Genomic DNA, 24,554 nt, shown 5'->3' with positions numbered 1-24,554 from the left:
GTCCCTCCTGACCAGGCCGCCCGCCCCAGAGGACTTTCCGAAGCAGGACCTATCGGACACGTGCTCCCTGCGATGACGCCGGGATATTCGACGGTACACCTCGCCGCGCGGAGCGGGCACACCGCTCGGGCCGGGCAACGGAGCCGTCATGAAGGCAACGACGGCGACCCGTTCCGTTGTTCCCGCCGCGGTCGCCGCCGACGCCGCCGTGCCGGACCTCACGGGCCCGGCAGGGCGACCGGAACGCTACTTCTCGTAGACGTGCGGGGCGAGGGTGCCGATGAACGGCAGGTTGCGGTACTTCTCGGCGTAGTCGAGCCCGTAGCCGATGATGAACTCGTTGGGGAGGTCGAAGCCGATGTACTTGACGTCGAGGTCGACGTCGAAGGCGAGCGGCTTGCGAACCATGGTGCAGATCTCCACGGACTTGGGGCCGCGCGACTTCAGGTTGCCCACCAGCCAGGAGAGGGTCAGGCCGGAGTCGATGACGTCCTCGACGATCAGGACGTCGCGGTCCTTGATGTCGGTCTCCAGGTCCTTGAGGATGCGCACCACGCCCGACGAGGTGGTTCCGGCCCCGTAGGAGGAGACGGCCATCCAGTCCATGGCGACGGGGCTGTGCAGCGCCCGCGCGAGGTCGGCCATGACCATGACCGCGCCCTTGAGCACTCCGACGATCAGCAGGTCCTTGCCCGCGTAGTCCGCGTCGATCTGCGCGCCCATCTCAGCCAGGCGAGCCTTGATCTCTTCCTCGGTGACCAGGACCTTCTCCAGGTCCTGACCCATGTCCTTAGCGTCCACGCTGATTCCTCGCTGCTGGGTTCCCCGTTTGCGGCAACCAGGATAAACGTGCCGAACGAGGTCACGGTGCCCGACGGGCTGCCCGGGCCGCGGAGTCGGCGCCCGGTTCAGCGTTCGAAGCGGACGCGACCTGCCGCGCGGCGGCCCCGGATCCCGGCGGGCAGGTCGATGTGGGCCTGTCCCCGCCATTGGGTGACCAGGCGATCCAGCTCACGTACATGGCGTGCGTTCAGCGCGCCGGCCGGGCAGCCCGCCTCGAGGGCGGCGCGGCGCAGGACACGGGTGCGCAGGGAGGGTTCGGCGCGCTCCAGCGGCGCCACGGCCAGGCTTCCGTCGGCTGCGCCCTCTCGGGCCCGTTCGTGGAGGGCGTCAGCGAGCGCGTCCAGGGTGTCGGCGTCCGAACGCAGCAGGGCGGCGGTCCTGGCCAGGGCGGCCGCGATCCCCGGGCCCAGGGTGCTCTCCAGGGCGGGCAGCGCCTCGTGGCGCACCCGGGAGCGGGCGAAGCGCGGGTCGTGGTTGTGCGGATCCTCCCAGGGGCTCAGCCCCATCAGGGAGCAGGCCTCGCGGACGGTGGAGCGGTCCAGGTCCAGCAGCGGGCGCAGGTAGTCGCCGGTGCGCGCGGCCATCCCGGCCAGGGAGCGGGCGCCCGAACCGCGGGCCAGCCCGAGCAGGACGGTCTCCGCCTGGTCGTCGAGGGTGTGGCCGAGCAGGACCACCGCGGGTGCGTGCTCGGCGAGCGCCTCGTCCAGGGCCTCGTAACGGGCCCGCCGGGCCGCGGCCTCGGGACCGCCTCCCCCGCCGACCCGCACCGCGACGGACCGGACGGGGTCCAGACCCAGCCCGCGCAGTACTTCGGCCACTTTCTCGGCGCGATCGCCCGAACCCTCCTGGAGCCCGTGGTCGACGGTGACGCCGCCCGCCGCGATCCCCAGCTTGGGCGCCTCGAAGGCCACCGCGCCTGCCAGGGCCAGCGAGTCGGCCCCGCCGCTGCACGCCACCAGCGCGGTGGTCTCCCGGGGCAGCTCGGAGAACACCCGCCGGACCGCCGAACGGACGGCGGCCACGGCGGGGGGCGGACCGCTCACTCCGTGATGGCGGCGGGCCGCACGACCCGTTCGATCCACTGCGAGGGGCTGCGGATCTCCGCCAGCGTGGGCAGCGTCTCGCGCGAGGCCCACACCTTGTTGAAGTCGTCCATCCCGACCTGGGCGACGACCTGCCGCACGAAGGCGGCGCCCTCCTCGTACTGCTTCATCTTCAGGTCCATGCCCAGGAGCTGGCGCATGACCCGGTCGAGGGGGTTGGGCGCCTGGCGCCGCTTCTGGAAGCGGGCGCGGATGGTCTCCACCGAGGGCACGACCTCCGGGCCGACGGCGTCCATCACGTAGTCGCCGTGCCCCTCGGCCAGGCTCATCACCGCGGTGATGCGGTCCATGAGCTCGCCCTGCTCCGGGGTCTGGAAGGCGGTGAGCAGGTTGCCCTCGCCGCCCCGCACCGCGTCGGCCACCGCTTCGCCCGCCTGCCGGAGCCGGTCGATGAGGTCCGAGGCGTCCATCTCGGTGGACAGCAGGAGCTCCTGCATGAGCTCCTGGACGTGCTCGCGCAGCCACGGCGTGGCCGTGAACTGCATCCGGTGGGTCTCCTCGTGCAGGCAGACCCACAGCCGGAAGTCGCGCGGGTCGACGTCCAGCTCGCGTTCGGTGTTGACGATGTTGGGCGCCACCAGGGTCAGGCGACCGGTCGGCGAACTGCCGTCCGGGTCCGGTGGCAGGAAGAGTTCGTACTGGCCGAGGACCCGCCCGGCCAGGTAGGAGAGGACCGCTCCGAGCTGCACCCCGGTGATCCGCGAACCGACCGCGGAGGTCAGGTTCCCGGCCGGGCTGTTGTTCAGCCTCTCGGCGCCCATCTGTTCCAGCACGGGTTCGAGAACAACCCGAAACCCGTCCACGTTGGCTCGAATCCACCCCGGGCGGTCAACGATGACCGCGGGCCCGGAGGGTTCGAGGGGGTTCATTCCGGTGAATTCGCGCACATGCCCGGCCGCCACGGTGGAAAGCTCGCGCAACTGCGCCACGGCCTGCCGTGCGTCGGACAGGTCCACCTGCGGCCCAGGGCGCACGAGGCGGACACCGGTGTTGACGGCTACGTCCCAGTCGATCACAGTCACACGGCCAGCCTACCCACGCGTCGCCTGTGAGCACGGGGATCAGGGCGCTATTTCAGGGCAGGCCCAGGGATCCCCCTGAGACCGGCCGAAAGCCCCGGCTCCATGGCCTCCGCAGACGTTCGCCCCAAGGGTGTCTATTGAGGGTGGTGGGTGACGGGTGGGCCAAGGCGCCGCCGAGGCACAGGAGGTCACGAACACCCGCACCGGCTCAGGGCCGCGGCGAGCGTGTCGAGTTGGGGGCCGGAGGCTCCGGCGCTGTTGGCCATCAGGGCGAACACGAACACGTTGCCCTCCTGGTCGTGGATGGTCCCGGCCAGGGTGCTCACCCCGTCCAGGGTGCCGGTCTTGCCGCGGACCAGGCCCGCCGCGTCGTGGGAGCTGGAGAACTCCGAGTAGCGCCCGGCCAGGGTGCCGGTGGAGTTGGCGGTGGGCAGGCCGGTGACGGCCGCGTTGAACCGGGGCTCCTCGGCGGCCACCTTGACCAGCTGGACCAGGGCGCGCGGCGTGATGCGGTTCTCGGTGCTCAGGCCGCTGTTGTCGGACAGGCTGACCCCCTCGATGCCCAGGTCGTCCATCACCCGGTGGGTGGCGGCCGCGCCTCCGGCGAAGGAGGGTTCCTCACCCAATTCCAGGGCGGCGATCCGGCTCATGGACTCGGCCATGTTGTTGTCACTGGCCAGCATCATGAACTCGACCAGGGCGCTCATCGGCATGGAGTCCACGGAGGCGACGGGATCGCCCGAGGCCTCGGCCTCGGCCGGGGAGCCCTCGACGGTCAGCCCGGCCCGCTCCAGCTGGTCGGCGAAGGCCTCCGCGGCGGCCAGCGGCGGGTTCGGGGAGCGGGTGGACACGTCCGGGTCCACCCGGCCGCTGTCGACCATCAGCGCGTGGATGGTCGCCGTGCTGCCCTCGGTCACGTAGTTGGGCTTCCAGCCGGGGCCGGTCTCCGATCCGGTGAACAGGGAGTCGTCGTAGCCGACCGAGACCGTGTCCGACCCCAGGTCGGCGAGGGCTGCAGCGGTGTCCTCGGCGAGCTCCGACAGGGTCGCTGCCTGCGGGTAAGCTGCGGGGTCGGCGGTCGCGGTCAGCGTCGCGTCGCCCCCGCCACGCAGCACCACGCGGTTCGTTCCGGGGTCGAAGTAGGCCTCGGTCCGCAGCACGTGGTCGGGGCCGACGGCGTCCAGAACGGTGACCGCCGTGGCGATCTTGGTCGTCGACGCCGGGGTCACCGGGGTGTCCGCGTCCCGTTCGAAGAGTGTCTCTCCCGTCACGCCGTCAACCACGTAACCGGAGAGGCCCTCCTCAAGCCCGGAGGATGACATGGGATCATCAAGAATGTCCGCGATCCGAGCCGGGTCCGCCGGAGTCGGGGCCGCGGGTGCAACCGCCGCCACGCCGTCGGCGTGCGTGACGGGGTTGGGCACCGCCGGAAGCGGTCGTGCCTCGATCACGTCCAGGGCGACGAACCCGGTGATCAGCACGAATATGTTGAGCAGGGCCAGCGCGAGGAACGCCTCGCCTCGTACCCGTCGCACCCGGGGCACCTGCCCTTCCTTCGGTGTCGCGGTCTGACGTTGTAGTTATACGGCGACATTAGTCGCATTGGGAGCCGAGATCAGCATGGAATTCGACGTTACGATCGAGATCCCCAAGGGGGAGCGCAACAAGTACGAGGTGGACCACGAGACCGGTCGTATCCGTCTCGACCGCATGCTGTTCACCTCTACGACCTACCCCGCCGACTACGGCTTCGTCGAGGGCACCCTCGGCGAGGACGGCGACCCCTTGGACGCTCTTGTCCTGCTCAAGGCCCCGACCTTCCCGGGCTGCCTGATCCGGGCGCGCGCCATCGGCATGTTCCGCATGCGTGACGAGGCGGGCGGCGACGACAAGCTGCTGTGCGTTCCGGCGACGGACCCGCGCCAGGAGCACCTGCGTGACATTCACCACGTCAACGAGTTCGAGCGCCTCGAAATCGAGCACTTCTTCACCGTGTACAAGGACCTCGAGCCCGGCAAGTCCGTCGAGGGCGCCAGCTGGGTCGGCCGCCACGAGGCCGAGCAGGAGATCATCGCCTCGGTGAAGCGCGCCGAGGAGGCCGGTGTGCACGGAGACTCCTCGCACATCATCACCAACGAGGACAAGTAACCGCCGACGCCACCACGCGTCTCGGTTGCCTTTGTCAGGCCCGGCAGGTTTTCCCCGCCGGGCCTTCGTCATGCCCGGACCGCCCCCTGCGGGTCTCCGCAGCTCAGGAGCACCTCGTCCGTGCCCAGTTCGTGGACGGGGTCGCGGACCAGCGCGTAACCGGCCAGCGCGAGCACCAGCAGCGCGCACAGTACAGCGACGACCAGCGGCACCGGGGACAGCCCGGCCGGGAACCGCGGGGTCTCGGGCCGCAGCGGGAAGCCGTCATCGCCGAAGCGGTCGGCCCGGGCCGCGACGTGGATGCGGTAGCCGTGCAGTTCGGGACCGCTCATCCCGTTGAGGACCCTGGCCCGGACCATCTCCGTCCGTTCCGGCAGGGACAGCGGCCGGCAGTCGCCGGGCCAGGGCGCGCGGAGCTGCCGGTACCGCACGCACTCGGCCTCCGTCACCGCGTGCAGCCACTCCCCCAGGAGCTCGGGGTCCGGCAGTCGGCCGATGTGCGCGCGGGCGACGATCAGCGTGTCTCTGAGGACGACGTGCGCGGCGTCCCTGTCCCGCAGGACCAGGATGCAACGCCGGTACAGCTCCTCTCCATAGGCGTCGAGGAGCCTGCTGTAGGCGTCCGCCGGCGGGACCCGGCCGGAGCTCAGCACGTACAGAAGATCCCGGTCCGTCATAGCCCTAGAATCTACGCCGCGCACGGGGTGCCACCCCCCGGTTCGGTGAAAGACACGCCGCTGCCCGCTCTCCCCGCGGCGCCCCTGAACTGCACGGGACGCTCTTCTCCGCGTCGTCCTCGCGGGGAATGTGATCTCAGTCCGGTGGGTTCCGGGGGCGGGGACCGCGCGGCGGGTCCGTCGGACCGTCCGGGTCGACGGCGGGGTCTTCGGGCGGTTCGGGGCCGGGGCCCGGCCCCGGGTCGACGAACAGGAAGCCCGCGTAGCGGGAACGCGCCCACAGCAGCACGTAGGTGAGCGCGGTCAGGAAGGTGACCAGCAGCGCTGCCCCGGGCCCGAGGAAGCCGAGCGCCATCACACCGGCGGCGGCCACGACGAGGGCACGCACCAGTACACGCGCCCACAGGCCCTGTGCCTGGGGGCTCAAGGCTGCCCTCTGGGGACGGACGGCTGCACGGCCACTCCTGTCGCTACGGCTGTACTGGGGGATGGGTCCCGGACCGGCGGAGGCGCCGTGTTCTCGGGTTCCACATGTCACCACCACCGGGCGCCGCCCGCAACATGTTCCGGGCGAACCGGTGAGCTGTACGACACGCACGATTCCCGGCGTTCGCTTGACGCACGACCGGCTTTACTGGTCTCCTTACCTTCATGTATCCGCGCACCCGCACCGACGCCACGGCTCGTACGACCCCCTGGGTCTCCTGCCACCTGGCCCGTGCGGCGTGTCCGTGTTGTCGTCACTGAGTCGCAGCCGAGGGGTCTGAGTCGACCGACCCCGCCCGACCAGTCCGTGAGCGGCCTCCACCCCGTGGTGTGACGGGCCCGCGAGCGAGCTCCACCTGGGTGATTCTCCCCTCCGAACGCACGTTCGGAGCGGCCGCCCCTGCCGCCCCGGCACCGCCGGGGCCCACTGACGACATACCCGCGGCCCCGGTCACAGGACCCGGCCGCGTACACGTGAAGGATCTTCTCACGATGCCCCAGCAGGCCTCCGCCACGACCGTCCTCCGCCCCGGCGCGACCGAGCACACCCCCCGCCCGCGCGCCGCGTCCGTCTCGCTCGACGGGATCGGCGACGTGATCGACGCGGGTCGCACCTCCGGCTACGCCCACCTGAGCGAACGCCGTCTGCCCACCCTCGGACAGCTGGTCTCCGCGGCCCGCGGCGCCGCTTCCTCGCTGCTCCGGCCGACCCTGTGGCCGACCCGGCGCGGCCACTGGCAGCCCGCCCCGCGCAGCGCCCGGCGGCACGTGAGCGGCCGGTTCCGGGTGACCACGGTCGCCCTCGAACCCAACAGCTTCGTGCCCGGCCCGGCCCGGCGCTCCGACCGCCCGCACACTCTGGAGGTATTGCACCTGGTCAGTGGTCGGGCACACCTGATCACCTCCGGCGCCGACGGCCAGATGCGCTCGGCAGCCGAGCTGGCCCCCGGCCGGACCCGCGTGGTGAGCGGCACCGGCACCGCCGCGCAGGACCACCACTACCTGGTGAACACCGGCGACGAGGTGGCCGTCCTGGTCCGGGTGACCGCCTGACCGCCTCAGGGAGTCGCCTGAGCGCTCCGGCGAACCGCCCGGCGGTCTCGGAGAACCGCTTGGCCGCCGCGGAGCACCGCCCGAACACTCCAGCGAACCGACGGGCCGCTCGTGGGACCCGTCCGGGAAATCACGCGGGGGCTCACTCATGGCGGCCCCCGTCCGGGGCCGAGGCGCGCAGCGCCCCATCCACCGCCTCGACGGCGCGGAGGACGTCTGCGGTGCGCTGCCCCTCCGCGAGGTAGGCGTTCATGACCTGGTCGAGGGCGTGCGGCGGCAACTGGTCGCGTAGGTCCACGCGGGCCGTGCGGTACCCCTCCCGGGCCGCCTCCAGCGCCGCGGAGACGTACTGGCGCGCCAGCCGGGAAAGGGCCACGGGGTGGCGCCGCAGGACCCCGTGCAACCGGTAGTCGGCCGGCACGTGGTCGAACAACCATTCCAGGGCCGTCCGCTCGAAGGAGTCCGACCCGGGTGGGTGCACACTCGCGGGCCAGTCCGGCGTCAGGGACTGATCGGGCATACCACACAGCATACCCGTTGTTCGAAAACGTGTTCGATACCCACGGCCCCGAGGCCGGGGATCCCTCCGGTCAGTCGGGGCTGTCGGCCTCTTCCTTGTCCGTCTCCTCGGCCGTCCGCCTCTCCAACTCCACCCGGATCGCCTGTTCGGCCGCATCCACGGCGGCCCGGGCGGTGATGGCGTTGGTGTGTGCCCGGTCCAGCTCCTCCAACAGGATGCAGTCGAACGAGACCCGCGCATCGTGGATAGCGGCTTCCAGCTGACGTGATGCCTCTTCCAGACTCATGTCCCTTCACTTCCCCAGAAGAAGGCCATCGCACACACCCGCCCCACCAGCACCTTCCCCGCCCCGCCCCGGACTGTCACCGCCCGGACCTACGATGGTCCCGAATCGCCGCTGCTCACAGCGGCCAACCACGTACCGGGCCGCCGCCCGGCCGGAGAGGAATCCATGCGCAACCGCTTCCCCGGCACCTGCGTCACCTGTTCGGTCCGGGTGGAGAGCGGGGCGGGCTTCGTCGTCAAGGAGAGCGGGCGCTGGCGCACCCACTGCGCCGACCACGAACCGCGCCCGGCCCCTCCCGCACGCGGCGGCCACACCGGCTGGCACACCACCGACCTCGCCGGGTTCGACACCGAGACCTCCTCCCCCGACCCCGCCACCGCCTTCCTGGTCTCGGCCGCCGTGGTTGACCTCGACGGCGGCCGGCGCACCTGGCTGGTCGACCCCGGTGAGAAGGAGATCCCCGCCGGGGCGGTGGCCGTCCACGGCATCAGCACCGAGCGGGCCCGCGCCGAGGGGCGTCCGGCCACGGAGTGTATCGAGGAGATCACCGCGACCCTGGCCGGGCACCTGGACGGCGGCCGGGGACTGGTCGTGTTCAACGCGCCCTACGACCTCACGCTGTTGGACGCCGAACGGCGCAGGCACGGCCTGAGCCCGCTCTCCGAGGCCCTCGGCGGTCCCGTGGAGCCCGTCGTGGACCCGCTGGTGATCGACCGGGGCCTGGAGCCCTTCCGGCGCGGCAAGCGCACGCTGAGCGCCCTGTGCGAGTACTACGGGGTCGCGCTGACCGACGCGCACACCGCCGTGGGCGACGCCGCGGCCGCGCTGGCCCTGGCCGTGGAGATCGGTGCCCGCCACCCCGAGGCGGCGGCGCTCACCCTGCCGGAACTGCACCGGCGGCAGGTGGAGTGGGCCGGGGAGTTCGCCCGCAGGCGCCAGGAGTGGCTGGACCGGGAGAAACCGGACCACGGAACGGTGGTCGACGGCACCTGGCCCTGATCCCCGGAGCTGGATCCGGACGCCCCGGCTCAGGCGGCGCCGCGCCAGCCGGTATGGAGGGGGGCCAGCGGGGTAGTTCACTGATCGGCCCGAAGCACACTGACCGACCAGGAGCGCACATGGTCTACCTCATCCTCGTCCTGCTGGCGATCTGGCTGATCCTGGCCATCCTCGGCATCGTGATCAGGGGGTTGTTCTGGCTGGCCGTGATCGGCGGCCTGCTGTTCGTCGCGACCGCCGTGTGGGGATGGCTGCAGAACCGCCAGCGCACCTGACCAGCACCAGCTCAGGGCTCCAGCGCGGGCCGCCCCTCCTCGCCCAGGCGCCGCACCACCAGCCGCGCCCGGTTCTCGTCACCGCCCAGGCGCGTCCGGACCAGCCGGACCGCCTCGTCGGCGCGCCCCAGCGCGACCAGGTTGCGCGCCCGGGAGAGCACCTCGGCGGGGAGTTCGTCGGGATCGCGCTGGATCGGCACGTACCCGCCCACGTGGTTGCCGTGTTCGGCCCTCGGGGGCGGTTCCGGCTCCGCCACGGCGACGCGCGCCTCCATGTGGGCCAGGACGCGGCGCAGGGCGTAGGAGCCACCGCCAAGCACGATCACCGCGCCCATCAGGGCGAACAACATGAACAACAGACTCATATCGCCCACCTACCCATACTTCGGACACGACAGGCTCAACACCGATACACGCGGAGTAATCATTCCCCCAAGCCCACCCGTCGCCCACCACCACCCTCAACGGACACCTACGGCGCAACACCCCCACGCCACGTCGCCCACCACCACCCTCAACGGACACCTACGGCGCAACACCCCCACGCCACGTCGCCCACCACCACCCTCAACGGACACCTACGGCGCAACACCCCCACGCCACGTCGCCCACCACCACCCTCAACGGACACCTACGGCGCAACACCCCCACGCCACGTCGCCCACCACCACCCTCAACGGACGCCTACGGCGCGACACCCCCCAAGCCCCGTTCGGGGAGGTCCTCCGGCAGCAGGGTCTGGAGCTCGGCCACGTCGGGGCTGTCCCCAGCCTGCGCCGCCGCCTCGATCCGCCGCGCCTGCCGGGTCACGCTCGCCTCGAACAGCGCCCGCACCCGGTGCCCGTTCTCCTCGGTGAACCGCCCGTCGTCCGCCCCGACCATCTCCGCGAGCGCCCGCCGGGTCGCTTCCGGGACCCGGAGGTCGGCCCGCTCGGCCATCACCGCGAAGACCCCCACCAGCTCCTCCCGGCCGTAGGGAGCGAACTCCACCGTCCCGGAGAACCGCGAGGCCAGCTCGGGGCTGCCCGACAGGAACCCGGACATCTCCCGGGGGCGACCGGACACGATCACCACGACCTCACCGGGGTGCTCCTCCATGAGTTCGAGCAGGGTGTCGACCACGTCCTGACCGACCCCGCGGCCACCGGCGAAGTCCCTGGTCAGTTCATCCGCGTCCGTCACGTACAGCAATCCGCCGCGCGCCCGCTCGAACAACTCACGCGTGCGCCGCGCCACCTGTCCCGGCCCGCGCTGCCCCGGCGGTCCCACCAGGTGCCCCGGCCCGGCCTCGACCAGGTGCCCCCGGGCCAGGACCCCCAGCGCCGCCAACAGCTCACCGTAGAGCCGCGCCACCGTGCTCCGCCCGGTCCCACTCGGTCCCAGGAACACCAGGTGGCGTGCGGCGGGCACGGCCTCCCCCTCCGTCCGCCGCGCCGACGCCAGAAGATCCGCGAACCCCCGCACCTGGCGTTTGACCTCGGCCAGGCCCACCATGCCGTCCAGACTGGCCAGCAGCGCGCGCACCCGGGCCCCGTCGCGCGACCCGACCGCCCCGGCGGCGACCGCGTCCTCCAGGTCGGCGGGCCGGAGCCGGGTGAGGTCCTCCACGGTCTGGTAGTCGCCCGACACGATCCGGCCCGCCTGGGCCCGCAGCGCCTCCTCGAACACCCGGCGCGCCTCGTTGCCGTTACCGAAACCCTCCCCGCGCAGAACCTCCCCGCGCGGCCGCCCCCGGAAGTGCCGGACCAGGAGGTCGCGTGTGCCCTCCCCCAGGGTGTAGCCCTGGGCCTCGACCATCCCCTCGAAGATCCCGCCCAGCTGCTCCGGCGAGTAGTCCTCGAACTCGATGGTGCGCGCCACCCGGGCCCGCAGCGCCGGGTTCGCTTCGAGGAAGTCCCGCATCGGCCCGGTCCTCCCGGAGAAGACCACCACGACCTCGTCACGCAGTTCCTTCATGAGCCTGATGAGGGTGTCCACGGCCTCCTGTCCGCTGGCGCCCTCAGGGTCCGGGCACGCACCGGCCGCCCCCGCACCGTCGTCCAGGAGCTCGTAGGCCTCGTCCACGAACAGCACCCCGCCCCGGGCCCGCCCGACCAGATCGGCGGTCTTGCGCGCCGTCCCCCCGAGCTGCTCGGCCACCAGGTCCGCCCGCGAGACCTCCAGCAGCTGCCCCTTGCCCAGCACCCCCAGCGAACGCAGGATCTCCCCGTAGAGTCGGGCCACGGTCGTCTTCCCGGTCCCGGACGGGCCCGAGAACACCAGGTGGCGGCTGACGTTGAGCGCCGGAAAACCCGCCTCCACCCGCTTGGCGCTCACCAGCTGGAAGTTGACGAGGGATCGGACCTCCTTCTTCACCCCCTCCAGCCCCACCATCCCCTCCAGCTCGGCGAGCAGCGATTCCAACGGTCGCGCCCGGTCCCGGACCGCGCTCTCACCCGGCCCCCAGGCCGCAGCGCCTCCCCCCGGCTGGGCCACGCTCGCAGCCGCACCCGGGACGCTCGAACCGGCCTGGTCGCCGTCCCCGCCCCGGTTCCCGCTGAAGGTGCTCTCCTCCAGGTACACCGACGCGCCGCCCGCGGCCCACAGGCCCTCCTCCTCGTTGCCGGACACGGTGCACCGCACCAGGCGTACCCGACCGCCGTCCTCCACCATGATCCCGTCGCCCCGGCCGTCGCGGACGGCGGTGTCCTCCAGGGCGGCGACCCCGCCCTCCCCCACTCGGACGCCGCGCTCCCCGCTGCCGGACAGGGTGCAGGAGCGGAGCGTGACGTGCCCGCCCTGGACGTAGACCGCGTCCTCCCCGCAGTCGGACAGGTCAGCGTGGTGCAGCTGGATCTCGGTGCCGTCGAGGATGTTCAGGCCGTCCTCGCGGGCGTCGCGCAGCACCATGCCGCGCACCGTGAGCGTGGCCTCCTCGCGGCTGTGGATGCCCGAACCCACGTCGTGGCCGACGATGTCCTCGAAGAACCCGCGACCGCCCACCACGATGGCCATCGGTCCGTGCCAGCGGCTCACCCGCAGGTCGCTCACCTCGAACCGGGAGCGCACGGCGGCGATCGCGCCCCGCTCCTTCTCCCCGCTCTCGGCCACGGACATCCCCGCGACGGTGACCCTGGCCCCGTCGGCGACCAGCAGGGCGGCCTTGCCGATCCGGGTGCACCGCAGATCGGTGATGGTCGCCTCGCCGCCGTCCACGAGAACGGCGTCGGTGGCGGCGCCGGTCACCGTCAGCCCCCGCGCGGTGAGCCTGCCGCCCTCGATCGCCACCCCGGTGCGGGTCGCGCCGGTGATCTCGCAGTCGTTCAGGGCTGCCTCGGAGTCCCCGTGGACGAAGACCGCGTCCGTGTCCTTCTTGCGGGCGCCCTCCACCACCATGCGGGTGAAGGTCGCCCTGGAGCGTTCGTAGACCCGCACCGGCCAGTCGTGGGAGCCGGTCACCCTCAGGTCCGTGAACTCAGGCCGGGCCTGGTCCCGCACGTAGACCCCGCCGCCGTCCACCAGCGCGCAGTCGACGAACTCCGGTGCGGAGCCGGCGACGTAGAGGGTGTGCCAGTCGTCGTGGGCCCCGGTGAAGACCGTCCCGCTGAATTTCGGCGCGCACTCGCCCTGGACGGCGACCACCGCACCGGCGAAGTAGCACTCGCGCACGCTGCCCTCGCTGCCGTCCCACAGCAGCCCGCTGTCCTCGAAGCGACAGCCGACGATCTCCGCGCGGGCGCCCACCACGTTGACCCTCCTGGGCGCGGTGAAGACGCAGTCGACCGCCTTGAGCCGGGCGCCCTTCTGCACGTACAGCGGCGGGTACTCCGCGGAGGAGCCGCGCACGCAGATCCCGTGGATCTCGAGTGCGCCGCCCCCGTGGACGTTGAACACGTTGGTCTCGTTGGCCGCGACGACCGTCACCGTCCCGGCCCCCTCGGCGGGGGTGATGACCACGCGCCGCTGCACCCCGATGACCAGCGGCTCCACGTACTCCCCCGGGTCCACGACCAGGTGGACCCCGCCCGCCCGGTAGCGATGGTCCCGCACCGCCTTCCCCAGCGAGGAAACGGCGGCGGGGTCTGTCTTCGAGACGCGGACCGTGATCATCCATCGACTCCCAAGGGGTATCGGCCCCGGCGCCGCGCCGGAGGGTCTGCGCTAAGTACCGTATCCACCTGGGCCGCCGGGAACCCGGGACAACGCACACACGTGTGGCCAGGGTCGGTCAACACCCCCGGAACCGCAGGTCCGGTCCGGGCTGGGCTGACCACCTGGCCACTCACCGATCACACAGTGTCTCCGCTGGGTCTCACACCGCGCCGACGTCCTCCGGCAGCAGCAGCTGGAGGTCCTCCTTGCCGACCGTGTGCCCCGCCTGCGCCTGCGCGTTGAGCCGCCACGCCTGCTTGCCCTGGGCCGCTTCGAAGAGCTTGCGGACCTCACGGCCGTTGCCCTGCGCGTACAGCGCCGCGTCCCGCTCGAAGACCCCGGCCAGGGCCTGGCGGGTCTGGTCCGGCACCAGGAAGTCGGAGCCCTGGGCCATCCCGGTGAAGATCCCCACCAGGTCGTCCCGGCCGTAGGGCTCGAACTCCACCGTCCCGGAGAACCGCGAGTCCAGACCGGGGTTGCTGGCCATGAAACCGGCCATCTCGTTCGTGTAGCCGGCCACGATCACCACGACCTCGTCGCGGTGGTCCTCCATGAGTTTGAGGAGGGTGTCGATGGCCTCCTGGCCGAAGTCGGAACCGGAGGCCCCCTCGCGCGCGAGCGTGTACGCCTCGTCGATGAACAGCACCCCGCCCCGGGCCCGCTCGAACACGTCCTTGGTCTTCTGCGCCGTCTGGCCCACGAAGGCGCCCACCAGGTCGCCTCGGGCCACCTCGACCACCTGTCCCTGGGCCAGGACGCCCAGTGCGGCCAGCAACTCTCCGTAGATCCGCGCCACCGTGGTCTTACCGGTACCGGGAGGCCCGGAGAACACCAGGTGCTGCGGCGGGATGCTACCGCTGAGCCCGGCCTCCTGCCTGCGCCGGGCGGCCGCGATGCGGGTGATGATGCCGGCGACCTCGTTCTTGACCCCGGCCAGCCCGACCATGCCCTCCAGCTTGGCCAGCAGGGCCTGGGTCTGGTCGGCGTCCCTGGGCGCGCCGACCCGGGCGGACAGGCCGGTGTCCACCACGCCCTCGAGGTCGGCGGGCAGGATCAGGGAGAGGTCCGCGGCGCTGATGTCGTCCAGCTCCGCGAGCCGGTCGGCCTGGGCCTGGAGCACTTCCTCGAAGAGCCGCCGCGCCTCCCGGCCGTTGCCGAAGGTCTCGTCCCGCTTCTGCTTCTGGAAGTGCTGGACCAGGGTCTCGCGCACGCCCTCGCCGAGCTCGTTGCTCTGTTTGGCCGCCAGGCGCTCGAAGATGGTGGTGAGCTGTTCGGGCGAGTAGTTCTCGAACTCGATCGTGTTCGACACCCGGGAGCTCAGCCCCGGGTTCGAGTCGAGGAAGGTCCGCATCTCACTGGAGTAGCCCGCGAAGATGATGACGATCTCGTCGCGTAGGTCCTCCATGAACTTGATGAGGGTGTCGATGGCCTCCTGGCCGAAATCGGAGCCGGAACCGAACTGCCGGGACAGCGCGTACGCCTCGTCCACGAACAGCACCCCGCCCCGGGCCCGCTCCACCACCTGGGTGACCTTGGCACTGGTCCCACCCAGGTGCTCGGCGACCAGGTCCTGCCGGGCCGCCTCGACGAACTGTCCGTTCGACAGCACGCCCAGGGACCGCAGGATCTCCCCGTACAGGCGGGCCACCGTGGTCTTGCCGGTGCCGGGAGGCCCAGAGAAGATCATGTGGCGACTCATGGGGGGCACGGGGAGCCCGGCCGCGGCCCTTTTCGCGTTGACCTTAAGGAGGTTGACGAGTGAGCGGACCTCCTTCTTGACCCCGTCCAGCCCGACCATCGCGTCGAGTTCCGCGAGGAGCTCCTCCAGGGGCCTGGCCTCTCCCGTCGGCGCGTCCGGCCCGGCGGGGGCGTCCTCCGCCGCGGCGTGGGCCTGGACCTGCTCCTTCACCTTGTTGTCGGTGAAGGCGGTGTCCTCGACCTGGACGGCGGCGTCCTCGTGCGAGTCCATCCCGTAGCCCTTGTTGCCGGTGATCTCGCCCCGGAGCAGCCGGGCCCGGCTGCTCCCGTCGATGACCTGGACCCCGTTCTGTGCGCCGTCCCGAATCGTGCAGTCCTCCAGGGTGACGCTCCCGCCCTGTAGGACCCCGACCCCCTGCCCCTCGCTCTGGCTCACCGTGGACGAGCGCAGCGTGAGGCGAGCGCCCTCGACGTAGACGGAATCGTAGGCGGTCTCGGCGATGTCGACGTCCTCGGCCTCGACGAACGCACCCGACATCACCAGCATGCCGTTGCACTCGGCCTTGGCGGTCCGCAGGCCGCGTACCTTGACCGTGCTGTCGTCCTTGACCACGAGCCCGCCCCAACCGCCCTCGGCGGTGATGTCGGTCAGGGTCGCGTCGGACTTCACAGTGATGGCCACCGGTCCCCTCGATCCGGACGCCCGCACCCGGCTGAGCTGGAGCCGGGAGCGCTCCACGAAGATACCGGCGAGGCCCTCGTTAGTACTGGGGAGGGGGTCCCGCATCTCGATGTCGGACAGGTCGATCTGTGCGTCGACACCGGAGACCGCATGGTTCCCGAGTCGGCTGAAGGTGAGCCCGCCGCCGGTCACGCTGCCCTTCGTCACCTGGAGAGCGATGCCCGTCAGGTCCTCACAGGCGAGACCTTTCGCGGTCAGGGCCGCGTCGTTCACGTCCAGGGCCACGGATCCCATGTTGCTGATCCGCGCGCCCTCGATGCTCCCCGAGGCGCCCTCCAGGAATCTGACCGAGGGATAGCCTTCCTCCCCGCCGGACACCAGCAGATTACTGAACTCCGCACGGGTGTCCCTGCCCCGCACCATGATCGGCATCCACCTCTGCTCGGGAAGCGAGAGGTTGACGAACCGCGCCTTGGCACCGCCGAGCACGGCCACCGCTGTCCCGGCTTCGCTCCCGCCGTTCTTGATGACGCAGTCGGTGACCGTGATCGAGGCGCCGTCAACGGTCAGACTGTTCCACTCGGGGCACCCGCCGCTGAATTCGACCGCGTTCACCTCCGGACGGGCGTTCTTGCCGAGGGTGAGGACGGCGTCACGGAAGGAGGAGTTGCCGATCCGACCGCCGCCCTCGAACCAGCAGACACCGGCCCCCACGAAGGTGCAGTTCAGCAGTTCCTGTGCGCGGCCGTTCAGGTCTATCCGGACGCTGCCTTCGAACCAGCAGTCGACCGCCTTGAACCGGCTGCCTTCGTGCGTGTACAGCGGCGGGTACTTAGAGCTGTTGCCGACGATCTTGACGCCGTAGAGCTCCAGCTCACCCTTGACGTTGAAGACGTTGCCCTCCTGGGGCCCCGCGACCACCACCGTCTCGGGCCCCTGGGCCGGCACCACCACCAGTTTCCGTTGCACCCCGACGCCCCGGGGCTCGATGTAGTAGCCCGGATCAACCTGGAGGTACAGGTCCAGATTCGCGTACCGAGGGTCCCTGACCGCGTCCCCGAGGGAGGAGAAGGCTCGGGGGTCGGTCTTGGACACACGGACCGTGTACATGCGGCGGCTCCTCGGGGGTACTCGGGGGTGCGTAGGGGGGCTTTGCGGGGAACTGGGGCACCAGGGATCAGGTGTGTGCGTTATGTACCGTAGCGCGCACCACCGCCGGGAAGCGTGCCGCAGGCCCTGTGAACCGGGCCCGGAAACACCTCAGGCCCGCCCGATGCTCAGGGAGGGGGCCGAGGCCGTGGAGAACCTGTTCGCCGAACAGACACGGTCGCCCCATCGGCCACCAACGCGAAACGCCACCCCGGTCCGGGGTGGCGTTTCGGCTGGAGCCGCCTATCGGAATCGAACCGATGACCTATTCATTACGAGTGAATCGCTCTGCCGACTGAGCTAAGGCGGCACACCGGCACGCGTTGCACGTGCCGAAGCAGAAACCAGTCTAACGCCTCCGATGAGTGGCGCGTACCGTTTTCCCGGCCACCCGGGTCGCGGCTAGCCGACCTCGGCCGCGCGAGGACCGGCACAGGCCATCCCGTCGTCCGGTACGGCCAGTTCCAGCAGGTAGTCGTCGACCATCGTGTCCACGCAGGCATCGCCCATGCGGTAGCCGGTGTGGCCGTCGCCGTCCCGGGTGACCAGGAAACCCGAGTCCAGCTGGGCGGCGAGCGCCTCGGACCAGGCGTAGGGGGTGGCGGAGTCGCGTGTGGTACCCACCACCATGATCGGGTCGGCGCCCGGGGCGTTGAGCTCGGCGAGCGGGGCCACCGCCTCCTCCGGCCAGAACGCGCAGGTCAGAGCACCCCACGCCAGCATCGGGCCGAACATCGGTGATTCCTGGGCGGCCTCGGCCGCCGCCTCCGCGTAGGCCTCCACCTCGCGGGGCGCCTCCGAGTCCGAGCAGTTCACGGCGACGAGCGCCGCGGTGGAGTTCTCGTACTCGGCCAGGTCGCCGCGCCCGTACAGGTCGTCGCCGAGCAGCAGCAGTCCGGTGCCGTCGCCGCCCTCCATGGCGTCGGTGAGCGCCTCGCGCACCCGCGGCCACCAGTTCTCGGTGTACAGGGCCGCGAGCACGCCCAGCTCGGCGCGGGCCCGGTTGACCTCGCGGTCGTCGTCGGTGGCACTGGTGAGCGGCTCGGCCGCCGTGTCCGCCAGGAAGTCGTCCAGAACCGCGATGCCCTGGTCGACGCTGTCCCCCGGGCTACCGAGGGGGCAGTCGGGTCTGGTCAGGCAGTCCTCGACGAAGGAGCGCAGCGCCGTCTCGAAACCGGTGGCCTGCTGAACGCTCACGCTCAGCTGGTCCTGGCTGGGGTCGACCGCGCCGTCGAGCACCAGGGCGCGAACCCGCTCCGGGAACTGCTCGGCGTACTGCGCGCCGATGTGCGTGCCGTAGGAGGCGCCGAGGTAGGTGAGCTGCTCGTCACCGAGCAGCCCGCGCAGCACGTCCATGTCTCGGGCGACGTCGGCGGTGCCGATGTTGCGCATCAGCTCGGAGTCGTTCTCCTCGCAGGCCTCGACGAAGGCGCGGCTCTTGGCCTCGATCTGGTCGAGCCCTTCGGGGCTGAGGTCGGCGAGGTCGTCGGCCTCGCCGTAGTCGGTTCCGAGGTAGTCGTCGATCTCCTCGGCGTCAAGGCAGGTCAGCGGGGTGCTGCGGCCCACGCCGCGCGGGTCGAAGCCGACCACGTCGAAGCTCTCCCGCACCGCCTCGCTGACGGTGTAGGGGGCGTGGTCGACGAAGTCGAACCCGGAGCCGCCGGGGCCGCCGGGGTTGACCAGTAGGGAGCCGATGACGTCGTCGCCGGTGGCGGGGAAGCGCTTGACCGCGATCTCGATCCGCTCACCGTCGGGGTCCTCGTAGTCCAGCGGCACCTCGAAGACCGTGCACTCGCTGCCGGGCAGGCCGCTGTCGCACTCCTCCCAGAGGAGCTCCTGCTCCGCGACGTCCACCCGGGTGCCGTCACCGCCGCCGCTGTCCTCGTCGGCCGTGTCGCCGCCCGCCGTGCAGCCGGAGACCAGCACCACCCCGGCGAGCAGTGCCGCCAACGGACCCCGAAGCCTCGTCCCCACCCGTAACCGCCTTCACTCGAATCCCGTAGCCGCACCATTGTCCCGGGCTCCGCGGCCGCCCGTACCCCGCGCCCGCCGCCCCGGAGGGCCGGGATGCGCCCCGGTCCCGCCTCGTGTCCTAGCCCGCCAGGAGCGCGGAGGTCATCGCCTCCATGGCGATCTGCGGGTGCACGTTGGCCGCGATCCGACCGCGGCAGTCCATGATCGCGTCGATCCTTCTGAGCGTGGACTCAGGGGTACTGGAACGGGCGATCCGCTGCAGGTCGCCGGAGCGCTCGGCGGTGGACAGCTCCACCGTCGCGCCCAGCTGAAGGGCGAGCACGTCCCGGTAGAAGGCCGCCAGGTCGAGCAGGGCCCGGTCGTAGGAGTCCCGCTTGATCCGGGTGGCCCTGCGCTTTTGCCGTTCGTCCAGGTCCTTGAGCGCCCCCGCCGCGCCGCGGACCGCCTTGGCCACGCCCTTGCCGGTGGAACCCTCGCCGAAGGCCGCCTTGAGGTCGTCCTTCTCCTTCTCGTTGAGGGCCGTGGTGAGCGCCTTGGACTCCTCCTCGGCGATCTCGAACAGGCGCGCGGCCGCGGTCACACAGGCGCCGAGTCCGTCCAGCCCGGCCGGAATGGACAGGACCTCCTCCCGGCGGCGGCGCGCCTCCGGGTCGGTGGCCAGCTGCCGGGCGCGGTCCACCCGTCCCGCGGCGGCTCTGGCGGCGGCCTCGGCGGTGACCGCGTCCACCCCGTCCCGCTGGACGAGGGCGTCGACGATCTGTCTGGTGCCGGGGCTGGCCAGGGTGACCAGGCGGCAGCGGGAGCGGATGGTGATGAGCAGATCGTCCGGGGTGGGGGTGCACAGCAGCCACACCGTGCGCGGCGAGGGTTCCTCCACCGCCTTGAGCAGCGCGTTGGAGGCGGCCTCGGTGGCCCGGTCGGCGTCCTCGAAGAGCACGATCCGAAAGTTCCCGCCGGACGGCTTGGACCCGGCTCGGAGCACGAGGTCACGGGTGGCGGCCACACCGAAGCTCAGCCCGCTGGGCTGGACGTAGAGCATGTCCGGGTGGGTGCCGGTCAGCACCTGGTGGCAGGAGTCGCAATGTCCGCAGCCCCCGTCCGGGCATTGGAGGGCGGCCGCGAAGGCACGCGCCGCCTCCTCCCGGCCGGAGCCGGGCGGGCCGGTGAACAGCCAGGCGTGGGTCATGCCGGCGCCGCGCCCCCCGGACAGGAGGTCGGCCGCACCGGCCACGGCGCGCTTCAGCTGTGCGCTCGCCGCCGCCTGGCCGACGAGGTCGTCGAAGACCGTCAAGCTTTCCCCCCGGACCGCATGGAATGTCAGGCTTCCACAATAGGAGCCCGCACCGACACCCGATCCGTTTTCCACAGGCCTTCCCCGAAGCGTCTCCCCCGTCCCGGTGCAGCGGCCGCCGACGCGGCCCCCGCCCTCTGGTTGTCCGCATGGCCGGACCAGGTCAGAAGGGGTCCGCAGGCAAACCCGGGTCCCCGCTCAAGGATCTTCTCCAGTAAGGGCGGACGCGGGGGCGCCGCCCGCCAACGGAAGGGGAACATATGTCGAGCGCACGTGGAATCACCACGCTGATCGCGTCGGGCGCCGTGGTCGCGGGGGTCGGGCTCGCCGGGGCTCCGGCAGCGCTGGCCGACGGCCCGAACACGCCTCCCGAGGTGGTCGCCGCCATCGAGGCCGCGTCGTGGCCCGTCCTCTCGGAGGGCGACAGCCGCTGGGAGGTGTCGGTGGTGAAGTTCATGCTCTTCGACTTCGGCTACCTCGACGTCGTCCACGCCGACGAGCACTTCGACGAGCGGCTCACGGCCGCCGTCGAGGACTACCAGACGGACCAGGGACTCACCGCGGACGGCGTGGTGGGCCGCCCCACCTGGGAGGCCCTCGCCGAAGACCTGGGCCTGGTGCGCCGGGGCGACGAGAACAACCTGGTCAAGGCGGTCCAGACAGCGCTGATCTCCGGGTACGGCTACGACCTCCTCCTCGACGGGAGGTTCGGTCCGGCCACCGACGGCGCCGTCCGCGAGTTCCAGGGGGTGCGGGGCATCGATGCCGACGGCGTCGTCGGACCGATCACCTTCCAGGCCCTGATGACCCCTGACGACGTCTCCGTCGACGACTGACGTCCGAGGTGAGGCCCCGGAGCCCCGTGCCCCGGCCGGACGAGTGGGTCACCGGCCGGGGCACGGTCGCGCCACGATCAGTTCCGGACCGGGCCGGGGTAGTCACGAAGGCTCACCATGTTCGCCGTCCTCTGCATGTCCCCCATGAGCTTCCCCCCGCCCGGAACACGGGTCGCCGTCCGCAGGATCCAACCGCGTGCGCGGATCCCCCAGCGGGTGTTCGGGGCGATCTCTCCCGGCGGTCGCCTGCTGTTGGCGCGAGCGTAGTCGCTCAGGGCCCTTTCGTAGGCGGCGAAGGCGGCACGGTGGTCACCGTCGGCCGCGGCCAGTTCACCGGCCAGCACGTAGGCGCCCACGAACGCCATGCTGGTGCCCATCCCCAGCGAGCCTCCGCAGGCGGCGTCGCCGACCAGCACGGAGCGGCCATCGGACCAGCGCGGCGCACGGACCCGGGCGTCCCGGTTGAAGTAAAGGTCGTCGGCGCGGCGCAGGTATCCCATCAGCTCGGGGACCACCCAGCCCGCATCCGCGTAGACCCGCTCCAGATAGTCCTTCTGCTCCCTGACGCCCTTCCGCTCCCAGCCAGCCGAAGGAGCGGCGAACATCAGCATCACGCGGACCTCCCCGTCCTCGCCAACCGGGTAGACCACGACCGCCCGTCCCCTGGTCGTACCGGTCCCGGGCAACAGGCACATCTGCTCCCAGCCGTCGAGGTCCGTGTCCAGCCGGGCCCGGAAGAGCGCACTGTACTGGCCGAGGTCGCGAAGGTGGCCGGCTGAGTCACCGAAGGCGAGCTCACGCACCCCGGAGCGGATACCGTCCGCTCCGACCACCACGTCGAAGACCCGGGACGAGCCGTGGGCGAAGTCGACCCGAACCCCCTCGTCCCCTTCGGCCATGGCGACGATGTGGTTGGCGAACAGGTAATCGACCCCCTCGCGCGCCTCCCGGTGGAGCAGCCGTTGGAGGTCGTCACGGAGAATCTCCAGATCGGCCACGACACCACCCGAGTCGCCGAACGTGTCGGCTCCCATCCGGGCCATCCGCCGCCCGTTCTCGTCGAGGAAGGCGATGCCGCGCGTCCCGGTGTGGTGAGCGCGGACCTCCGCCAAGAGCCCCATCCGCTCCACCACGTCCCGGGCCGTTCCCCGCACGTCCACGGCCTGTCCGCCCGTACGCGGCTCAGGAGCGCGTTCGACGACGGTCACCCCGAACCCGTACCGGCGCAGCCAATAGGCCAGCGCCAACCCCGCGATCCCCGCACCCGACACCAGGATCTCTCGCCCACGCATGCCGTAACCTCCCATCATCCACTGTGGGACCCCCCACATGCGATCCTTGTACGACCCGGCCGGGCCCTGGCCAAGGCCGCACTAGTTCACCCGGCGTCAAGGCGCAGGTCCGGCGTCGGGTCACCGGCGGCGAACGCCCTAGTACACCGACGGAGCCAGATGGAACCCGAAGCGCCCTACCTGAGGATCGCCGCGGAGATCCGCGACCGCGTCGCCCGAGGCGAGCTGCGCCCGGGTGACCGTGTCCCCTCCACCCGGGAGATCCACCGGGAGTGGGGGGTGGCGATGGCAACCGCGACCAAGGTGATCGCCCACCTGCGCGACGAGGGACTGGTGTCGACCCAGCCGGGTGTGGGCACGCTCGTGCGGCAGTCCCGTCTCGTCCCGGTACCGCGTGAGAGGGAGCCCGGGTCCGCACCGCCCGCCCTGACCCGGGAGCTGATCGTGCGCACGGCGCTCGCACTCGCCGACAGCGACGGCTTGGAGGGGGCCGCTCCGCGCCGGGTCGCGGTCGCCCTGGGCGTGCCGACCAAGGAGCTGCACCGGCATGTCCGGGGCAGGGAGGACCTGCTGACGGCGATGCTCGACGCGGTGTTCGACGAGGAGCCGTGGCCACTCGGGCCGCCCGCCCACTGGCGGGACCGGCTGGAGCTCAGCGCCCACCGGACATGGCGAATGTTCCAACGCCACCCGTGGGCGGCCCCGCTGCTGTCGATGACCCGGCCGCATCTGTCCAGGTCCGCCATCGCGTTCAGCGAGTTCTCTCTCGGCCCCCTGGCCCGGCTCGGCCTCGACGCCGACGAGGTCATGTCCATCAACCTCACCCTCACCGGGTACGTCCGGGGTACGGCGATGAGCCTGCAGCCCGAGCGGCGGGCCGAACAGGACACGGACCTGACCGCGGACGAATGGATGGACACCCAGACCGGCAGGCTCGCCGAACTCGTCGCCTCGGGCCACTACCCGGGCTTGCGGTACGTGTCGGCGCACGGGTTCGACTACGACCTCGACGCCCTCTTCGAGTACGGGCTCCAGCGCCTGCTTGACGGAGCCGAGGCCAGGATCCGGGAACTGGGCCTCCTGCCCGAGGGCTGACGGTCCCCGCTTGCGACGGTAATGAACCACTCCACCCCCTGACCGTACGGAGCGACGGTGAGCCAACCACCTCCCCCTCAGCCACCGCAGGGCCCCCAGCACCTCTCCGGGCCGCAGCGCTTCCCCTCCGGCCCCCACCGGCCCCCGTACGGGCCGGCCGTGCCGCCCGAAAGCCTGTCCACCGGCGCCAAGATCGCCCTCGGCGGTGCCGCCGCGGGCACGCTCCTGCTGGTCCTCATCCTCATCGGGTACTTCGCGTGGGTGCGCCCCGGGGGAACCTCCGGTGCCGCCGAACCCCCGCCCTCCCCCTCCGGGGCCGTCGAGCCCGAGGGGGACGAGGAGCCGCAGGACGGACCGCGGGACCCCGAGGACCGGCCCGGAGACGGAGACGGGGGCGAGGCCGGACCCCAGGACCCGGGCGCCCCGCCGGAGTTCGCCGAATTCGAGGTACAGGAGTTCAGCGGGAGCGGCCGGACCACCGTCGACATCGAGACCAGCGAGGAGCCGCGGCTCCTCTCCATCAGCAACAAGGGGGCCGGGGGCATCTCCGTGTGGTCCGTGGACTCCGAGGCCGAGACGCAATGGGAGGTGATCCGCCGGGGCGGCGGGTACGAGGGGCGCCTCCTGTTGACGCCGCCGAGCATGATCGACGACTACGACGCCCTGCTGGTCCACGCCGACGGCGACTGGGAGATCAGCCTGCAGCCGCTGTCGGCCGCGGACCGCTGGGAGGCCACCGAGACGGAGTACGGCGGCAGCGGTGACGATGTCGTCCAGCTGCTCTGGTCCCCGAACAACTTCTCCAGGCTGGACGTGACCCACACGGGATCGAGCAACTTCTCCCTGCGCTCCTACGACGACACCGGCACCAGTTCGCTGGTCAACGAGATCGGCGACTACGAAGGCCAGATCACGCTGACCCCGCGGACCGTCCTGATCGAGGTCCAGTCCCAGGGCACCTGGACCATCACCCGCTGACCCCGCCCTTACCGGA

21 protein-coding genes and 1 tRNA gene are annotated in these 24,554 nt (G+C 71.4%); 7 read left to right on the top strand and 15 right to left on the bottom strand.

Annotated features, from left to right (window positions below):
- Nucleotides 1-246: 246 nt before the first annotated feature.
- The 4 genes from hpt to dacB form a co-directional block, all read right to left on the bottom strand.
- Nucleotides 247-801, bottom strand: a complete 555-nt coding sequence (gene hpt, locus HNR07_RS28200) for a hypoxanthine phosphoribosyltransferase (RefSeq protein WP_017578797.1) — start codon at nt 799-801, stop codon at nt 247-249.
- 107 nt (nt 802-908) lie between these two features.
- Nucleotides 909-1,886, bottom strand: a complete 978-nt coding sequence (tilS, locus tag HNR07_RS28195; protein ID WP_184368330.1) for a tRNA lysidine(34) synthetase TilS — start codon at nt 1,884-1,886, stop codon at nt 909-911.
- Nucleotides 1,883-2,962: a zinc-dependent metalloprotease gene (locus HNR07_RS28190; protein ID WP_184372807.1), complete on the bottom strand. Its 1,080-nt coding sequence runs from the start codon at nt 2,960-2,962 to the stop codon at nt 1,883-1,885. The genes tilS and HNR07_RS28190 overlap by 4 nt, the downstream gene beginning before the upstream one ends.
- A 194-nt stretch (nt 2,963-3,156) precedes the next feature.
- Entirely contained in the window at nt 3,157-4,512 is a 1,356-nt protein-coding gene (gene dacB, locus HNR07_RS28185) for a D-alanyl-D-alanine carboxypeptidase/D-alanyl-D-alanine endopeptidase (RefSeq protein ID WP_184368311.1), read from the bottom strand.
- Nucleotides 4,513-4,588: 76 nt separating this feature from the next.
- Here dacB and HNR07_RS28180 point away from each other — a divergent pair, with 76 nt between their 5' ends.
- Complete coding sequence (locus HNR07_RS28180) at nt 4,589-5,116, top strand: inorganic diphosphatase (RefSeq protein WP_184368308.1); 528 nt, start codon at nt 4,589-4,591, stop codon at nt 5,114-5,116.
- A 68-nt stretch (nt 5,117-5,184) separates the two neighbouring features.
- On the opposite strand, the gene HNR07_RS28175 is transcribed toward HNR07_RS28180, so the two are convergent.
- Both HNR07_RS28175 and HNR07_RS28170 read right to left on the bottom strand, forming a co-directional pair.
- Nucleotides 5,185-5,793 (bottom strand): RNA polymerase sigma factor, encoded by a 609-nt coding sequence (locus HNR07_RS28175; RefSeq protein WP_184368304.1) that lies wholly within the window; start codon nt 5,791-5,793, stop codon nt 5,185-5,187.
- A gap of 136 nt (nt 5,794-5,929) precedes the next feature.
- Entirely contained in the window at nt 5,930-6,220 is a 291-nt protein-coding gene (locus tag HNR07_RS28170; protein WP_184368300.1) for a hypothetical protein, read from the bottom strand.
- Between the two features lie 551 nt (nt 6,221-6,771).
- Between HNR07_RS28170 and HNR07_RS28165 the strand changes: the two genes are divergently transcribed.
- Nucleotides 6,772-7,332 (top strand): hypothetical protein, encoded by a 561-nt coding sequence (locus HNR07_RS28165; protein WP_184368297.1) that lies wholly within the window; start codon nt 6,772-6,774, stop codon nt 7,330-7,332.
- 142 nt (nt 7,333-7,474) lie between these two features.
- On the opposite strand, the gene HNR07_RS28160 is transcribed toward HNR07_RS28165, so the two are convergent.
- Both HNR07_RS28160 and HNR07_RS28155 read right to left on the bottom strand, forming a co-directional pair.
- Complete coding sequence (locus tag HNR07_RS28160; protein WP_184368294.1) at nt 7,475-7,864, bottom strand: hypothetical protein; 390 nt, start codon at nt 7,862-7,864, stop codon at nt 7,475-7,477.
- Between the two features lie 58 nt (nt 7,865-7,922).
- Nucleotides 7,923-8,138, bottom strand: a complete 216-nt coding sequence (locus HNR07_RS28155; protein ID WP_017578806.1) for a hypothetical protein — start codon at nt 8,136-8,138, stop codon at nt 7,923-7,925.
- A 165-nt stretch (nt 8,139-8,303) separates the two neighbouring features.
- On the opposite strand from HNR07_RS28155, the gene HNR07_RS28150 reads away from it, so the two are divergent.
- Both HNR07_RS28150 and HNR07_RS28145 read left to right on the top strand, forming a co-directional pair.
- Complete coding sequence (locus HNR07_RS28150) at nt 8,304-9,137, top strand: exonuclease domain-containing protein (protein WP_184368291.1); 834 nt, start codon at nt 8,304-8,306, stop codon at nt 9,135-9,137.
- 119 nt (nt 9,138-9,256) lie between these two features.
- On the top strand, nt 9,257-9,412 hold the full coding sequence (locus HNR07_RS28145; RefSeq protein WP_017578808.1) for a hypothetical protein: 156 nt from the start codon (nt 9,257-9,259) through the stop codon (nt 9,410-9,412).
- Nucleotides 9,413-9,423: 11 nt separating this feature from the next.
- Here HNR07_RS28145 and HNR07_RS28140 read toward each other — a convergent pair whose 3' ends face one another.
- From HNR07_RS28140 to HNR07_RS28115, 6 genes are all read right to left on the bottom strand, one after another.
- Nucleotides 9,424-9,777 (bottom strand): hypothetical protein, encoded by a 354-nt coding sequence (locus HNR07_RS28140; protein ID WP_184368289.1) that lies wholly within the window; start codon nt 9,775-9,777, stop codon nt 9,424-9,426.
- A 319-nt stretch (nt 9,778-10,096) separates the two neighbouring features.
- Entirely contained in the window at nt 10,097-13,501 is a 3,405-nt protein-coding gene (locus HNR07_RS28135; RefSeq protein ID WP_184368286.1) for a right-handed parallel beta-helix repeat-containing protein, read from the bottom strand.
- Nucleotides 13,502-13,703: 202 nt separating this feature from the next.
- On the bottom strand, nt 13,704-17,033 hold the full coding sequence (locus HNR07_RS28130; RefSeq protein WP_184368282.1) for an AAA family ATPase: 3,330 nt from the start codon (nt 17,031-17,033) through the stop codon (nt 13,704-13,706).
- 273 nt (nt 17,034-17,306) lie between these two features.
- Nucleotides 17,307-17,382 (bottom strand) — tRNA-Thr (locus tag HNR07_RS28125).
- A gap of 92 nt (nt 17,383-17,474) precedes the next feature.
- Nucleotides 17,475-19,022 carry an alpha/beta hydrolase gene (locus tag HNR07_RS28120; RefSeq protein ID WP_221318963.1) on the bottom strand — a complete coding sequence of 516 codons (1,548 nt, stop codon included), beginning with the start codon at nt 19,020-19,022 and terminating at the stop codon, nt 17,475-17,477.
- Nucleotides 19,023-19,164: 142 nt separating this feature from the next.
- Nucleotides 19,165-20,337: a DNA polymerase III subunit delta' gene (locus tag HNR07_RS28115; RefSeq protein ID WP_184368276.1), complete on the bottom strand. Its 1,173-nt coding sequence runs from the start codon at nt 20,335-20,337 to the stop codon at nt 19,165-19,167.
- Nucleotides 20,338-20,597: 260 nt separating this feature from the next.
- On the opposite strand from HNR07_RS28115, the gene HNR07_RS28110 reads away from it, so the two are divergent.
- The gene (locus tag HNR07_RS28110) at nt 20,598-21,173 is read left to right on the top strand and encodes a peptidoglycan-binding domain-containing protein (protein ID WP_184368272.1); all 576 of its coding nucleotides are present in this window, start codon (nt 20,598-20,600) and stop codon (nt 21,171-21,173) included.
- 77 nt (nt 21,174-21,250) lie between these two features.
- Here HNR07_RS28110 and HNR07_RS28105 read toward each other — a convergent pair whose 3' ends face one another.
- Nucleotides 21,251-22,465: an FAD-dependent monooxygenase gene (locus HNR07_RS28105; protein WP_184368269.1), complete on the bottom strand. Its 1,215-nt coding sequence runs from the start codon at nt 22,463-22,465 to the stop codon at nt 21,251-21,253.
- A gap of 159 nt (nt 22,466-22,624) precedes the next feature.
- Here HNR07_RS28105 and HNR07_RS28100 point away from each other — a divergent pair, with 159 nt between their 5' ends.
- Nucleotides 22,625-23,560: a TetR/AcrR family transcriptional regulator C-terminal domain-containing protein gene (locus HNR07_RS28100; RefSeq protein ID WP_184368266.1), complete on the top strand. Its 936-nt coding sequence runs from the start codon at nt 22,625-22,627 to the stop codon at nt 23,558-23,560.
- A 57-nt stretch (nt 23,561-23,617) separates the two neighbouring features.
- Nucleotides 23,618-24,538 carry a hypothetical protein gene (locus HNR07_RS28095; protein ID WP_221318962.1) on the top strand — a complete coding sequence of 307 codons (921 nt, stop codon included), beginning with the start codon at nt 23,618-23,620 and terminating at the stop codon, nt 24,536-24,538.
- Nucleotides 24,539-24,554: the final 16 nt, after the last annotated feature.

Source organism: Nocardiopsis metallicus (assembly GCF_014201115.1).
GTDB classification, from domain to species: Bacteria; Actinomycetota; Actinomycetes; order Streptosporangiales; family Streptosporangiaceae; genus Nocardiopsis; species Nocardiopsis metallicus.
The sequence above is the reverse complement of the archived record's forward strand: the minus strand, read 5'-3'. Positions and strand labels throughout refer to the sequence as shown.